15 protein-coding genes and 1 riboswitch are annotated in these 13,120 nt (G+C 58.3%); of the genes, 8 read left to right on the top strand and 7 right to left on the bottom strand.

Annotated features, from left to right (window positions below; genetic code table 11):
• Positions 1 to 104 precede the first annotated feature (104 nt).
• The 5 genes from cecR to IM267_RS17315 are packed head-to-tail and all read left to right on the top strand — an operon-like array spanning position 105 to position 5,793.
• Entirely contained in the window at positions 105 to 782 is a 678-nt protein-coding gene (gene cecR, locus IM267_RS17335; RefSeq protein WP_193033898.1) for a transcriptional regulator CecR, read from the top strand.
• Positions 779 to 1,774, top strand: coding sequence for a secretion protein HlyD (gene hlyD, locus IM267_RS17330; RefSeq protein WP_102750342.1), 996 nt, complete (start codon positions 779 to 781; stop codon positions 1,772 to 1,774). Before cecR ends, hlyD begins: the two co-directional genes overlap by 4 nt.
• On the top strand, positions 1,767 to 3,506 hold the full coding sequence (locus IM267_RS17325) for an ATP-binding cassette domain-containing protein (RefSeq protein WP_063866160.1): 1,740 nt from the start codon (positions 1,767 to 1,769) through the stop codon (positions 3,504 to 3,506). Before hlyD ends, IM267_RS17325 begins: the two co-directional genes overlap by 8 nt.
• The gene (locus IM267_RS17320) at positions 3,496 to 4,629 is read left to right on the top strand and encodes an ABC transporter permease (protein ID WP_193033897.1); all 1,134 of its coding nucleotides are present in this window, start codon (positions 3,496 to 3,498) and stop codon (positions 4,627 to 4,629) included. Before IM267_RS17325 ends, IM267_RS17320 begins: the two co-directional genes overlap by 11 nt.
• A 57-nt stretch (positions 4,630 to 4,686) precedes the next feature.
• A complete protein-coding gene (locus IM267_RS17315; protein WP_063866159.1) occupies positions 4,687 to 5,793 on the top strand; it encodes an ABC transporter permease in 1,107 nt (368 codons plus the stop codon).
• Here IM267_RS17315 and IM267_RS17310 read toward each other — a convergent pair.
• Positions 5,755 to 6,165, bottom strand: a complete 411-nt coding sequence (locus IM267_RS17310; protein ID WP_006809522.1) for a YbhQ family protein — start codon at positions 6,163 to 6,165, stop codon at positions 5,755 to 5,757. The two genes, IM267_RS17315 and IM267_RS17310, sit on opposite strands and share 39 nt — an antisense overlap.
• 133 nt (positions 6,166 to 6,298) lie before the next feature.
• On the opposite strand from IM267_RS17310, the gene IM267_RS17305 reads away from it, so the two are divergent.
• The 3 genes from IM267_RS17305 to IM267_RS17295 are packed head-to-tail and all read left to right on the top strand — an operon-like array spanning position 6,299 to position 9,257.
• Positions 6,299 to 7,060: an endonuclease/exonuclease/phosphatase family protein gene (locus tag IM267_RS17305; RefSeq protein WP_063866157.1), complete on the top strand. Its 762-nt coding sequence runs from the start codon at positions 6,299 to 6,301 to the stop codon at positions 7,058 to 7,060.
• Complete coding sequence (gene clsB / locus IM267_RS17300) at positions 7,057 to 8,295, top strand: cardiolipin synthase ClsB (protein WP_063449296.1); 1,239 nt, start codon at positions 7,057 to 7,059, stop codon at positions 8,293 to 8,295. Before IM267_RS17305 ends, clsB begins: the two co-directional genes overlap by 4 nt.
• Positions 8,295 to 9,257 carry a YbhN family protein gene (locus IM267_RS17295; RefSeq protein WP_193033896.1) on the top strand — a complete coding sequence of 321 codons (963 nt, stop codon included), beginning with the start codon at positions 8,295 to 8,297 and terminating at the stop codon, positions 9,255 to 9,257. Before clsB ends, IM267_RS17295 begins: the two co-directional genes overlap by 1 nt.
• 89 nt (positions 9,258 to 9,346) lie before the next feature.
• Here the strand turns inward: IM267_RS17295 and IM267_RS17290 are convergent, their stop codons facing one another.
• The 6 genes from IM267_RS17290 to moaA all read right to left on the bottom strand — a co-directional run bounded on the left by IM267_RS17290 (position 9,347) and on the right by moaA (position 12,820).
• Complete coding sequence (locus tag IM267_RS17290; protein WP_063866155.1) at positions 9,347 to 10,054, bottom strand: Bax inhibitor-1/YccA family protein; 708 nt, start codon at positions 10,052 to 10,054, stop codon at positions 9,347 to 9,349.
• Between the two features lie 58 nt (positions 10,055 to 10,112).
• Entirely contained in the window at positions 10,113 to 10,565 is a 453-nt protein-coding gene (gene moaE / locus IM267_RS17285; RefSeq protein ID WP_107534963.1) for a molybdopterin synthase catalytic subunit MoaE, read from the bottom strand.
• A 1-nt stretch (position 10,566) separates the two neighbouring features.
• Complete coding sequence (gene moaD / locus IM267_RS17280; protein WP_193033895.1) at positions 10,567 to 10,812, bottom strand: molybdopterin synthase sulfur carrier subunit; 246 nt, start codon at positions 10,810 to 10,812, stop codon at positions 10,567 to 10,569.
• Complete coding sequence (moaC, locus tag IM267_RS17275) at positions 10,805 to 11,290, bottom strand: cyclic pyranopterin monophosphate synthase MoaC (RefSeq protein WP_063449301.1); 486 nt, start codon at positions 11,288 to 11,290, stop codon at positions 10,805 to 10,807. Before moaC ends, moaD begins: the two co-directional genes overlap by 8 nt.
• Positions 11,291 to 11,293: 3 nt before the next feature.
• Entirely contained in the window at positions 11,294 to 11,806 is a 513-nt protein-coding gene (gene moaB / locus IM267_RS17270; RefSeq protein WP_063449302.1) for a molybdenum cofactor biosynthesis protein B, read from the bottom strand.
• Between the two features lie 24 nt (positions 11,807 to 11,830).
• A complete protein-coding gene (gene moaA / locus IM267_RS17265) occupies positions 11,831 to 12,820 on the bottom strand; it encodes a GTP 3',8-cyclase MoaA (protein WP_193033894.1) in 990 nt (329 codons plus the stop codon).
• Positions 12,808 to 12,941, bottom strand: a riboswitch (molybdenum cofactor riboswitch). Its footprint overlaps the gene before it by 13 nt.
• Positions 12,942 to 13,120: the final 179 nt, after the last annotated feature.

Below are 13,120 nucleotides of genomic sequence, written 5' to 3'. Positions count from 1 at the left end.
CAGCTTTTGTGACGTGGCGCATAAAATATCCCCGGTGATGGCTCGACGTTTGCGGAAATCAGGCATAATCTTAATCAATCGATTGATTAATTTTTAATGACGCTATGAATACAACCCCAACGACGACCAAAGGCGAACAGGCGAAAAGCCAGCTGATTGCCGCCGCGCTGGCACAGTTTGGCGAGTATGGTCTGCATGCCACCACGCGGGATATCGCCGCCCAGGCCGGGCAGAATATTGCGGCCATTACCTACTATTTTGGTTCAAAAGAGGACTTATATCTCGCCTGCGCCCAGTGGATCGCGGATTTTATCGACACCAGCTTTCGTCCGCACGTGGAAGAGGCCACCGCGTTATTCAGCCAGCCAGAGCCGGACCGGGCGGTCATCCGCCAGCTGATCCTTAACGCCTGCCACAATATGATCCGCCTGCTGACGCACGACGATACGCTGAACCTGAGCAAATTTATCTCCCGCGAGCAGCTCTCTCCCACTGCCGCCTACCAGCTGGTGCACGATCAGGTGATCGCCCCGATGCATAGCCATCTGACCCGGCTGATCGCCGCCTATACCGGTCGGGACGCCAGCGATACCGACACCATTTTGCATACCCACGCCCTGCTGGGCGAAGTGCTCGCCTTCCGTCTGGGGCGCGAAACCATCCTGTTACGTACTGGCTGGACACAGTTCGATGAGGATAAAGCCGGGCAAATTAGCCAGGTCATTACCTGTCACGTTGATCTCATCCTGCAAGGCTTAACGCAAAGGAGCCAGAAGTCATGAAAAAACCTGTCGCCATCATACTGGTGGTTGTTGTTTTGCTTGCTGCGGGAATCGGCGGCTGGCTGTGGTATCAGAGCCAGCAGGATCGCGGCCTGACGCTGTACGGCAACGTGGATATCCGCACCGTGAATATGAGCTTCCGGGTTGGCGGGCGTCTCGCCTCGCTGAGCGTTGACGAGGGCGACGCCATCAAAGCCGGGCAGACGCTGGGAATGCTGGACAAAGCCCCGTTTGAGAACGCGCTGATGCAGGCAAAAGCAGGCGTCTCCGTCGCCCAGGCGCAGTACGACCTGATGCTGGCGGGCTATCGTGACGAAGAGATCTCCCAGGCGGCGGCTGCCGTTAAGCAGGCCAAAGCCGCCTATGACTACGCGCAGAACTTCTACAACCGCCAGCAGGGGCTGTGGAAAAGCCGCACCATTTCCGCCAACGACCTTGAAAACGCGCGCTCATCCCGCGACCAGGCGCAGGCGACGCTGAAATCGGCACAGGATAAGCTCAGCCAGTACCGCACCGGTAACCGCGCGCAGGACATCGCCCAGGCGAAAGCCAGCCTTGAGCAGGCGCAGGCGCAGCTTGCCCAGGCGGAGCTGGATCTGCACGATACCACGCTAATCGCCCCGTCTGACGGCACGCTGATGACCCGCGCCGTGGAGCCGGGCAGCATGCTCAGCGCAGGCAGCACCGTGTTGACGCTGTCCTTAACCCGTCCGGTCTGGGTGCGGGCCTACATTGATGAACCGAATCTCGGCCAGATGCAGCCGGGCCGCGAGCTGCTGCTCTATACCGACGGTCGCCCGGACAAGCCGTATCACGGTAAAGTGGGCTTTGTCTCTCCTACCGCCGAATTCACGCCGAAGACCGTTGAAACGCCGGACCTGCGCACCGACCTGGTGTACCGCCTGCGCATCATCGTCACCGACGCGGACGACGCGCTGCGTCAGGGCATGCCTGTTACCGTGACCTTAAACGACGGGGAACGACATGAATGATGCGGTTATCCAGCTCAATAATCTGGTCAAACGTTTCCCGGGAATGGACAAACCGGCGGTCGCACCGCTGAACTGCACCATTCAGAAAGGCTATGTGACCGGGCTGGTGGGGCCGGACGGCGCGGGTAAAACCACGCTGATGCGGATGCTGGCGGGCTTACTGAAGCCGGACGAGGGATCGGCCCGCGTGCTTGGCCTCGATCCGATCAAAGACGACGCGGCGCTCCACGGCATACTCGGCTATATGCCGCAGAAGTTTGGCCTGTACGAAGATCTGACGGTGATGGAAAACCTCAATCTGTACGCCGACCTGCGCAGCGTCACCGGCGAAACCCGGCAGAAAACCTTCGAGCGTCTGCTCGAATTTACCTCCCTCGGCCCGTTCACCGACCGGCTGGCGGGCAAGCTTTCCGGCGGGATGAAGCAGAAGCTGGGGCTGGCCTGTACGCTGGTGGGCGAGCCAAAAGTGCTGCTGCTGGATGAACCCGGCGTGGGCGTGGACCCAATTTCCCGCCGCGAGCTGTGGCAGATGGTGCACGAGCTGGCGGGTGACGGCATGCTGATCCTCTGGAGCACCTCTTACCTTGATGAAGCGGAGCAGTGCCGCGACGTGCTGCTGATGAACGAAGGTGAACTGCTCTATCAGGGCGAGCCCACCGAGCTGACGCACACCATGGCCGGGCGCAGTTTTCTGCTGCATAGTCCGCAGGAGTCCAACCGCACGCTGCTGCAACGGGTGCTGAAGCTGCCGCAGATCAGCGACGGCATGATTCAGGGCCGCTCGGTGCGCGTGATCCTCAGCAAAGAGGCGACCGCCGAGAGTATCCGCCAGGCGCAGGGGATGCCTGAGATTGAGATGCAGGAAACCGCCCCGCGCTTTGAAGATGCATTTATCGACCTTCTGGGCGGGGCGGGAACCTCAGAATCACCGCTTGGCGCCATTCTGCACACGGTGGAAGGCACGCCGGGCGAAACGGTCATCGAGGCGAAATCGCTGACCAAAAAATTCGGCGATTTCGCCGCCACCGATAACGTCAATTTTGCCGTGAAGCGCGGCGAGATTTTCGGCCTGCTCGGGCCGAACGGGGCGGGAAAATCCACCACCTTTAAAATGATGTGCGGCCTGCTGGTGCCGACGTCCGGCAAGGCATTGGTGCTGGACATGGATCTCAAGGTCAGCTCCGGCAAGGCGCGCCAGCATCTGGGCTATATGGCGCAGAAGTTTTCGCTCTACGGCAACCTGACGGTTGAGCAAAATCTGCGCTTTTTCTCCGGCGTCTACGGCCTGCGGGGGCGGGCGCAGAACGAGAAAATCGACCGCATGTGCGAGGCCTTCGGCCTGACCGATATCGCGTCACACGCTACCGACGCGCTGCCGCTTGGCTTCAAGCAGCGGCTGGCGCTGGCCTGCTCACTGATGCACGAGCCGGATATCCTGTTTCTTGATGAACCCACGTCAGGCGTGGACCCCCTCACCCGCCGCGAGTTCTGGCTGCATATCAACAGCATGGTGGAAAAAGGCGTGACCGTGATGGTCACCACCCACTTTATGGATGAGGCGGAATACTGCGACCGCATCGGGCTGGTCTATCGCGGCAAGCTGATTGCCCACGGCACGCCGGACGACCTGAAAGCGCAGGCCGCCGACGACGCACAGCCAGACCCGACCATGGAGCAGGCGTTTATCACCCTCATCCACGACTGGGATAAGGAGAATGCTCATGCGCAGTAACGCCCTTTCCTGGCGCCGGGTGCGCGCCCTGTGCATCAAAGAGACGCGGCAGATCGTGCGCGATCCCAGCAGCTGGCTGATTGCGGTGGTGATCCCCCTGCTGCTGCTGTTTATCTTTGGCTACGGGATTAACCTCGACTCCAGCAAGCTGCGGGTCGGGATTTTGCTGGAGCAGCGGAGCGAAGAGGCGCTGGACTTCACCCACGCCATGACCGGCTCGCCCTACATCGACGCCACCATCAGCGACAGCCGGCAGGAACTGATCCAGAAAATGCAGGCCGGGAAAATTCGCGGCCTGATCGTCATCCCGGTGGATTTTGCCGCCAACATGGCGCGCCCGGGCGCCGATGCGCCGATCCAGGTAATTACCGACGGCAGCGAGCCGAACACCGCGAACTTTGTGCAGGGCTATGCGGAGGGGATCTGGCAGCTGTGGCAGATGCAGCGCGCCGAAGACCGGGGGGAGACGTTTGAACCGCTGATTGACGTGCAGACGCGCTACTGGTTTAACCCCGCCGCCATCAGCCAGCACTTTATTATCCCGGGGGCGGTGACCATCATCATGACGGTGATTGGCGCGATCCTCACCTCGCTGGTCATAGCCCGCGAGTGGGAGCGCGGCACCATGGAGGCGCTACTTTCAACCGAAGTGACGCGCGTCGAGCTTTTGCTCTGTAAGCTCATCCCCTACTACTTTCTCGGCATGCTGGCGATGCTGCTGTGCATGCTGGTCGCCGTCTTTATCCTCGGCGTGCCGTACCGCGGCTCGCTGGTGCTGCTGTTCTTTATTACCAGCCTGTTTTTACTCAGCACGCTGGGAATGGGCCTGTTAATTTCCACCATCACCCGCAACCAGTTTAACGCCGCGCAGGTGGCGCTGAACGCGGCTTTTCTGCCGTCGATTATGCTCTCCGGGTTTATCTTCCAGATAGACAGCATGCCGGCGGTGATCCGCGCCGTGACCTACATCATTCCGGCGCGCTACTTTGTCAGCACCCTGCAAAGCCTGTTTCTGGCGGGGAATATCCCGGTGGTACTGATTATCAACACCCTGTTTTTGCTGGCGTCGGCGGTGATGTTTATCGGCCTGACGTGGATGAAAACGAAAAGAAGATTAGATTAGCCATCGGATTTTGTAGGTCGGGTAAGCGCAAGCGCCACCCGACAGGAGGACGACGCGATGTTTCACCGTTTATGGACATTGATCCGCAAAGAGCTGCAATCGCTGCTGCGTGAGCCGCAGACCCGCGCCATTCTGGTGCTGCCGGTGCTGCTTCAGGTTGTACTGTTTCCGTTTGCCGCCACGCTGGAGGTCACCAACGCCACCATCGCGATTTACAACGAAGACAACGGCAAGCATTCCGTCGAGCTGACCCAGCGTTTCGCCCGCGCTAAGGCCTTTACCCATGTCCTGTTGCTGAAAAGCCCGCAGGCGATCCAGCCCACCATCGACACGCAGAAAGCGTTACTGCTGGTGCGCTTCCCGGCGGATTTCTCTCGTAACCTGGACACCTTCCAGACCGCGCCGATGCAGCTTATCCTCGACGGGCGCAACTCCAACAGCGCCCAGATTGCGGCAAACTACCTGCAACAGGTGGTGAAGGATTATCAGCAGGAGCTGATGACGGGCAAACCGAAGCCCAACAACAGCGAACTGGTGGTGCGCAACTGGTACAACCCGAATCTGGACTACAAATGGTTTGTGGTCCCGTCGCTTATCGCCATGATCACCACCATTGGCGTGATGATCGTCACCTCGCTGTCCGTAGCGCGCGAACGTGAACAGGGCACGCTGGATCAGCTGCTGGTCTCTCCGCTCGCCACCTGGCAGATATTTGTCGGCAAGGCGGTGCCGGCGCTGATCGTCGCCACCTTCCAGGCCACCATCGTGCTGGGCGTCGGGATTTGGGCCTACCAGATCCCGTTTGCCGGATCGCTGGCGCTGTTTTACTTCACGATGGTGATTTACGGCCTGTCGCTGGTCGGGTTTGGGCTGCTGATTTCCGCGCTCTGCTCAACCCAGCAGCAGGCGTTTATCGGGGTGTTTGTCTTTATGATGCCGGCGATTTTGCTCTCAGGGTACGTTTCGCCTGTTGAGAACATGCCGGTGTGGTTACAGGATTTGACGTGGGTAAACCCGATTCGCCACTTCACGGATATCACCAAGCAAATCTATCTGAAGGATGCGAGTCTGGATATTGTGTGGGGAAGTTTGTGGCCGCTACTGGTCATCGCGGCCACAACGGGCTCAGTGGCCTATGCGATGTTTAGACGAAACATCGCGTAGCTTTTTCTCTTTGGTGAGCAACGACACCACTGCCGGCCCTGCGAGGATAGCCAGACCCGCCAGGGCCAGCAGCAGGTTATTTTGCAGCACGCGTGACAGCAGCCACAGGACGATCATTGCCGCACCAAAATACCATGTCGTGGTGAGCTCTTCGAGCACATCACCCACTTCACGCCAGCGCGCGTCGTGGTGACGCTGTAAAAACAGCATCGACAGCACGGTCACGCCGTAAAGCACACATAGCCCTAAGCCCACACGCACCAGCGTGCCGCTCATCCAGCCCATTACAAGTACGGCCACGACCAGTAAATGCAACATTATCTGCCAGCAACTCAAACCGGTTGCGACACGAACGCGTTGTTGCCACTTCATGGCTTCTCTCCTGAAGGATTTTTCTCTGCTAGTTCAGACTACCGCACTTTACGGAAAATTCCGTAACGCCGCATCTTTTTGTGACGCCTACTACACTTTATTTTCATCGGGATAGTCACCCAGGAAGGTGTTTATGAGCAAAAAAACGCAGCATTTCTCACTCAAGGTGCTGACGATTAACATTCATAAGGGCTTCACAGCATTTAACCGCCGCTTCATTTTACCGGAGCTGCGCGACGCGGTACGCACCGTCAGCGCCGATATTGTCTGCCTTCAGGAGGTCATGGGCGCGCACGAGGTGCACCCGATGCATTTCGAAAACTGGCCCGACACGCCACACTACGAATTTCTGGCGGACACGATGTGGAGCGATTACGCCTACGGGCGCAATGCGGTCTACCCGGAGGGGCATCACGGTAACGCGGTGCTGTCGCGCTATCCGATTGAACATTATGAAAATCGCGACGTGTCGGTCGGCGAGAGCGAAAAGCGTGGGTTGCTTTACTGCCGCATCGCGCCGCCGGATCTCGATTTTCCTGTTCACGTGGGCTGCGTTCACCTCGGCCTGCGTGAAGCCCACCGTCAGGCTCAGCTTCAGATGCTGGCTGAGTGGACGAATGCGCTGCCCGAGGGCGAACCCGTGGTGGTAGCCGGTGATTTTAACGACTGGCGTCAGCGCGCCAACCATCCGCTGAAGGTCAATGCGGGGCTGGAGGAGATTTTTACCCGCGCCCGCGGTCGACCCGCGCGGACGTTTCCGGTGCGCTTCCCCCTGCTGCGCCTTGACCGCATCTACGTAAAAAATGCCCACGCCAGTAGCCCGACTGCGCTGGCCTTGCTCAACTGGCGACATCTCTCCGACCATGCCCCACTCAGCGCGGAGATCCACTTATGAAATGCACATGGCAGGAAGGTAACCGTATTACGCTGCTGGAAAATGGCGATAATTTTTATCCGGCGGTCTTTGAGGCGATAAGCCACGCACAGCAGAAAGTATTCCTGGAAACGTTCATCTGGTTTGAAGACGACGTGGGCAGGCAGTTGCACAGCGCGCTGCTGCATGCCGCCCGTCGCGGTATAAAAATTGAGGTTCTGCTCGACGGGTATGGTTCGCCGGATCTGAGCGATGAATTTGTTAACGAACTCACCGCCGCAGGGGTGGTGTTCCGCTATTACGATCCCGGCCCGCGTCTGTTCGGCATGCGCACCAACCTGTTCCGCCGAATGCACCGCAAAATTGTGGTGGTGGACGAAACGGTGGCCTTCGTGGGCGGCATCAACTACTCCGCCGAGCATATGTCGGATTACGGTCCTGAGGCCAAGCAGGATTATGCAATCCGTATTGAGGGACCGGTGGTACAGGACATCCAGCTGTTCGTGCTGGAAAACTTACCCGGCAAAGAGGCCGCTCGCCGCTGGTGGCGACGCCGTCATCGCCCTGAAGAGAACCGCAAGCCCGGCGAGGCGCAGGCGCTGTTCGTCTGGCGGGACAACGAGGAGCATCGGGACGATATCGAGCGTCATTACCTGAAGATGCTGGCGAACGCCAAACGCGAGGTGATTATCGCCAACGCCTATTTCTTCCCCGGCTACCGGATTTTGCACGCCATGCGCAACGCGGCCCGACGAGGCGTGAGCGTGAAGCTCATCGTCCAGGGCGAGCCCGATATGCCGATTGTGAAGGTGGGCGCGCGTCTGCTCTATCGCTATCTGGTTAAAAGCGGCGTGCAGATCTATGAATATCGCCGCCGCCCGCTGCACGGCAAAGTGGCGGTAATGGATGACCACTGGGCGACCGTCGGCTCCAGTAACCTCGATCCACTGAGCTTATCGCTCAACCTGGAAGCGAACCTGATTATCCACGATCGTCAGTTTAATCAGACCCTGCGCGATAACCTTCAGGGGTTGATCAATAAAGACTGCGTGCGGGTGGATGAGTCCATGGTGCCGAAACGCAGCTGGTGGAACGTGGGCATCGGCGTGGTGGTGTTCCACTTCCTGCGCCACTTCCCGGCCATGGTGGGCTGGCTACCGGCGCATACGCCGAAACTGGCGCTGGTGGATCCGCCCGTGCAACCCGAAATGGAAACCCAGGACCGCGTAGAGGCGGAAGATGGAGGGAAAACCTGATGTCGAAATCTCATCCTCGCTGGCGGCTGGCGAAAAAAATCCTGACGTGGCTGTTCTTCATCGCCGTCGCGGTACTGCTGGTGGTGTACGCGCAAAAGGTAGACTGGGAAGAGGTGTGGAAAGTTATCCGCAACTACAACCGGACGGTGCTGCTGGGCGCCATTGGGCTGGTGATAGTAAGTTACCTGATGTACGGCTGCTATGACCTGTTAGGGCGCGCCTACTGCGGGCACAAGCTGGCAAAGCGGCAGGTCATGCTGGTGTCGTTCATCTGCTACGCCTTTAACCTGACGCTGAGCACCTGGGTGGGCGGGATTGGCATGCGCTATCGCCTGTACTCCCGCCTCGGATTGCCGGGCGGCACCATCACGCGCATTTTCTCGCTGAGTATTACCACCAACTGGCTGGGGTATATCCTGCTGGGCGGGGTGATTTTCACCATTGGCGTGGTACAGCTGCCTGCGCACTGGTACATCGATGAAGCGACGCTGCGCATTCTTGGCATCGTGCTGCTGTTGATTATCGCGGCCTACGTGTGGGCCTGCGCCTTTGCCAAACGTCGCCATATGACCATTAAAGGGCAGAAGCTGGTGCTGCCTTCATGGAAGTTTGCCGTTCTGCAAATGGTGGTATCCAGCGCCAACTGGATGGCGATGGGGGCCATTATCTGGCTGCTGATTGGGGAAGATGTGAATTACTTCTTCGTGCTGGGCGTGCTGCTGGTAAGCAGTATTGCTGGCGTGATTGTGCACATTCCGGCGGGGATTGGCGTAATGGAAGCGGTGTTTATCGCGCTGCTTGCGGGTGAGCATGTCTCTCAGGGAACGATTATCGCCGCCCTGCTCGCATACCGCATGATCTACTATTTCCTGCCGCTGGCGCTGGCAACGGTCTGTTATCTGATGCTGGAGAGTCGGGCGAAGAAGTTGCGCGCGAAGAATGAGAGGATGTTAGCGAAGTGAATAAGTCGGGTGGCGGCTTCGCCTTACCCGACCTACGGTTCGCCTTTCGTAGGCCGGGTAAGGGGAAGCCGCCACCCGGCATAACAATCCTAGCGACGGTTGCCGAAAATACGCAGCAGCATCAGGAACAGGTTGATGAAGTCCAGATAAAGCGTCAGCGCGCCCAGAATGGCGTGTTTGCGCAGGTTTGAACTGTCGCGAACATCAATTTGTTCACCAATGTTTTTCAGCTTCTGGGTATCGTAGGCGGTTAAGCCAACGAAGATCACCACCCCGATATAGGTCACCGCCCACATCAGCGCTTCACTCTTCAGCCACAGGTTCACCAGCGACGCCAGCACAATCCCGATCAGCCCCATGAACAGCATGCTGCCGAAACCGCTCAGATCGCGTTTCGTGGTGTAGCCGTACAGGCTCATCACGCCAAACATCCCGCCGGTTACCACAAACGTGCTGGCAATGGAGGAGTAGGTGTAGACGATGAAAATACTGGAGAGCGTCAGCCCGGTCAGCGCTGAATAGAGCATAAACAGCGTAGTCGCCATGCCCGCGCTGAGCTTGTGCACCAGCCCGGAGAGAACGAACACCAGCGCCAGCTGCGCAATGATCAGCCCAAAGAAGGTGATTTTGCTGGAGAAGACGAACATCATCAGTTCAGGCGTGTTTGCCGCATACCACGCGATAAACGCGGTAAGCAGCAAGCCGACCGTCATCCAGCCATACACCTGAGCCATGTAGGTTTGCAGCCCGCTACGGGTCTGCTGTACTATCGAATCGGAACGCGGAAATCGGTCCATGATTCACTCCTGATTAAGTAAACACACACGTTAAGACTAACACATCCTCATAAACCTGTTACCAGCGGCTGGCAGCCTGTTTGTCGCTGTCCCGCGATTCCACCCAGCGCTCGCCTTCCGGCGTCGCTTCACGCTTCCAGAACGGCGCTTTGGTTTTGAGGTAATCCATGATGAACTCCCCCGCCGCAAAGGCGCTTGTGCGGTGTGCGCTGGTGACGCCGACAAATACAATCTCTTCACCGGGCCACATTTCGCCGATGCGATGGATAACCGTCACGCGCCCCAGCGGCCAGCGGCCTCGCGCCTCTTCGACAATGGCCGCCAGCGATTTTTCGGTCATCCCCGGATAGTGCTCCAGCGTCAGCGCTTTTACGCTGTCGCCGAGGTTGTGATTACGCACTTTCCCGGTGAAGGTCACGACCGCGCCGTCTTCATCGCGCTCTGCCAGCCAGCTGTATTCGGTACCGACGCTAAAGCGCTCAGGGCCGACCAGAATTCGGGTGTCCGTCATCTTAACCCCCTGTAACCGGCGGGAAGAACGCCACTTCATCGCCGTCAGCCAGCGGGTGCGTAAATTCAACCAGCGTCTGATTCACGGCGGCCAGCAGCTTGCCTTGATCCAGCGCCAGCGCCCAGCGGTCGCCCTGCGCCGCCAGGTGCGCACGCAGGGCGGCGACGTCTGCAAAAGCACCGTCCAGCGTCAGGCTGTCGGTATTGACCAGCTCACGGACCTGGGCAAAAAAGAGCACCTTAATCATGGTTTTCCACCTTAAAATCACCGGATTTGCCGCCGCTTTTTGCCAGCAGACGCACCGGGCCAATCACCATATCTTTCTGTACCGCTTTACACATGTCGTAGATGGTCAGCGCCGCCACGGAGGCAGCCGTCAACGCCTCCATCTCTACGCCGGTTTTCCCGGTTAAGCGGCACAGAGACTCGATGCGCACGCGGTGATGCTCCGGCTGCGCCTGCAAATTCACTTCCACCTTGCTGAGCATCAGCGGATGACAGAGCGGGATGAGGTCCCAGGTACGCTTCGCGGCCTGAATACCGGCGATGCGGGCGGTCGCAAACACATCACCCTTGTGATGGCTGCCGTCGATAATCATCGCCAGCGTCTCCGGCAGCATGGTGACGAATGCTTCAGCACGCGCCTCGCGCACCGTTTCGGCCTTGGCGGAGACATCCACCATATGCGCTTCGCCAGCGGCGTTAATGTGGGTCAGTTGTGACATAGCTTATTTCTTTAAATGAGGATGGAAATTACACGGACGGGTGCGGGCATCCAGCTGCGGGGCAATAATATTTTCCCACGCGGTGCGGCAGGCTTTGGTCGAGCCCGGCATGGCGAAAATCAGCGTATTGTTCGCCATCCCCGCTACGGCACGGGACTGGAGCGTAGAGGTGCCAATCTCTTCAAACGAGAGCATGCGGAACACTTCGCCGAAGCCTTCCACTTCGCGATCGAACAGCGGAAGCAGCGCTTCTGGCGCCTGGTCGCCTGCGGTAAAGCCGGTGCCGCCGGTGATCAGCACCACCTGGACGTCGTCACTCGCAATCCACTGGGAAACCTGCGCGCGAATGGCGTAACGGTTCTCTTTGACGATCGCTTTATCAACAATCTGGTGTCCTGCTTCGTGTGCCGCCTCGCGCAGCCAGTGGCCGGAGGTATCATCCTCTTCACCACGACGATCGGAAACGGTAAGAATAGCAATGCGTGTCGGGATAAATTCCGCGCTTACCTGACTCATCTTCTGGTTCCTTCTAAAGCCTGATTACCCGCCGATATAGGACAGGTTCTGAGTAATGCCGGTGTTGCCCTGATGCAGGAAATGGGTCTGCTTTTTGTGCGTCAGCGCCTCGGAAATGCGTGCTTCAAGTGCGCCCTGTTGGGCATCGTCTTCCAGCAAATCGCGCAGTTCTACGCCACCATCCCCGAACAGGCAGAGGTGCAGCTTGCCAACGGAGGAGACGCGCAGGCGGTTGCAGCTGGCACAGAAATCTTTCTCATAGGGCATGATCAGGCCGATTTCACCTTCGTAGTCCGGGTGACAAAAGACCTGCGCCGGGCCGTCGCTGCGCTGGCGGATCTGGTGGATCCAGCCGCGTTTCAGCAGCTCGTCGCGCAGCACCATGCCGGAGATGTGATGCCGATAGAACAGATCGCTGCCCTCACCGGTCTCCATCAGCTCAATAAAACGCAGTTGAATGCGGCGCGGTTTGATCCACGCCAGGAAGGTGTCCAGCTGATGATGGTTCACGTCACGCATCAACACGGTATTGACTTTGACCTTATCGAAACCGGCGGTGAACGCGGCATCGATGCCGTCCATCACCTGGCGAAACTTATCCTGGCCGGTAATCGCGTGGAACTGACGGGCGTCAAGGCTATCAACGCTGACGTTAATCGCCGTCAGACCCGCATCGCGCCAGTTCGCTACGTCACGCGCCATGCGGTAACCGTTGGTGGTCACCGCAATCTGGCGGATACGTTCGTTTTCACGCACGGCGGCGATGATGTCAGGGAAATCACGACGCAGGGAAGGCTCTCCCCCGGTCAGACGCACTTTTTCCGTACCGAGTTCCGAGAACGCACGCGTGACGCGGCGTACTTCATCCACGGAGAGAAAGCCGTTGTTGGTGACGCTGCCGGGCTTGTAGCCATCGGGCAGGCAGTAGGTGCAACGGAAGTTGCACACGTCGGTAATCGACAAACGTAAGTAGAAAAACTTACGCGCGAAAGCATCAGTAAGTTGTGAAGCCATGTACACCTTTCCAGATCGGGAGGCACAGTCATTTCTTTCTGTACCCTGGTGGCAAATCCGCCACGGCCAGGGCGCCATATCTCTCGACACAGGCGCCAGGGCTAGAGTGTATGTTTTCAGTTTTGAAAACGTGGTTATGGCGATAGTAGCGTGGAAATCGCCACTTCGCCATTGTCGCTTTTCGCTATATAATCTTATACATAACGATGTTATCGTGCATTTTCCCTACAGAATACGCAAAAACCGCGCTTTCGCATTGATATACGTCATTATGGATTGTGAGAGGCATCGTCTTTTAGG

Origin of the sequence: Enterobacter cloacae complex sp. P15RS, assembly GCF_014895905.1 — a bacterium.
Lineage (GTDB): Bacteria > Pseudomonadota > Gammaproteobacteria > Enterobacterales > Enterobacteriaceae > Enterobacter > Enterobacter quasihormaechei.
The sequence above is the reverse complement of the archived record's forward strand: the minus strand, read 5'-3'. Positions and strand labels throughout refer to the sequence as shown.